A 1,344-nucleotide genomic window follows, 5' to 3' on the forward strand; every position below is an offset into this window, starting at 1 on the left:
CCCTTCCTGCCCTTGGCGGCGGGCTTCTCCGCGCCCTTACTCTTCACAGCCAACTTGGCGTCGGGCTTGGCGGCGCCCTTGGATTTGGCCCCCTTCATGGCTGAATCCTCACCTGGGGAGAGTCTGGCGCTCTCTCTCTTGTGAGAGGGGGGAAGAGAGGAGGGGAAAGGAGAGGAGGAAGGAGAGGGGAGACAGGGACACACCCACACCACCAGAGTAAGCAGACGAGAAGAACAGCGCGCGGCGCGGTAGCTGAGGAGAGTGGTGCGGAGATGGATCACGAGGCGGACGCGTACCGGACGGACCTGATGACGATCACGCGGTACGTGCTGAACGAGCAGAGCCGCAACCCGGAGGCACGCGGCGACCTCACCATCCTCCTCTCCCACATCGTGCTTGGCTGCAAGTTCGTCGCCTCCGCCGTCAACAAGGCCGGGCTCGCCAAGCTCATCGGGCTGGCCGGCGAGACCAACGTTCAGGGAGAGGAGCAGAAGAAGCTGGACGTGCTGTCCAACGAGGTGTTCGTCAAGGCTCTCGTCAGCAGCGGCCGCACCTGCGTTCTTGTCTCCGAGGAGGACGAGGAAGCGACGTTCGTGGACCCTGCGCTGCGTGGGAAGTATTGCGTGTGCTTTGATCCACTCGACGGCTCCTCCAACATCGACTGTGGCGTCTCCATCGGAACGATCTTTGGGATCTACATGATCAAAGATAAGGAGAATGTGACTCTTGAGGACGTGTTACAGCCTGGAAAAAACATGGTTGCTGCTGGATACTGCATGTACGGCAGTTCCTGCACGCTTGTTCTGAGTACTGGAAATGGTGTCAATGGCTTCACACTTGATCCATCTCTCGGGGAGTTCATATTAACTCATCCAGACATCAAGATACCAAAGAAAGGGAAGATTTATTCAGTGAATGAAGGGAATGCGAAAAATTGGGACGAGCCTACCGCAAAGTTTGTGGAGAAGTGCAAGTTCCCTAAGGATGGTTCATCACCTAAATCCTTGAGATACATTGGAAGTATGGTTGCTGATGTCCACCGTACGTTGCTATATGGAGGAGTATTTTTGTACCCTGCAGACAAGAAGAGCCCAAATGGAAAACTCCGTGTTCTGTATGAAGTTTTCCCCATGTCATTCCTGATGGAGCAGGCTGGAGGCCAGTCTTTCACAGGCAAAGAACGGGCTCTTGACCTCGTTCCTACCAAGATTCACGAGAGATCCCAAATATTTCTTGGAAGCTTCGAAGATGTGGAGGATATCAAAGGGTTGTACGCTGCACAGGCGAAGTAAGCTCGGTTTGATCGATCTGGCACCATCAAGGCGTGCGAATGGACTCCCTGAC

The 1,344-nt window shown here is 54.9% G+C and carries 1 protein-coding gene; it reads left to right on the forward strand.

Features of this window, described 5'->3' with window-relative positions; genetic code table 11:
- The first annotated feature begins 140 nt into the window (after window positions 1-140).
- Window positions 141-1,292 (forward strand): class 1 fructose-bisphosphatase, encoded by a 1,152-nt coding sequence (gene fbp, locus OKA04_RS24905; protein WP_264503846.1) that lies wholly within the window; start codon window positions 141-143, stop codon window positions 1,290-1,292.
- The last annotated feature ends 52 nt before the right edge of the window (window positions 1,293-1,344 follow it).

The sequence above is a fragment of the Luteolibacter flavescens genome, assembly GCF_025950085.1.
Classification (GTDB): domain Bacteria; phylum Verrucomicrobiota; class Verrucomicrobiia; order Verrucomicrobiales; family Akkermansiaceae; genus Haloferula; species Haloferula flavescens.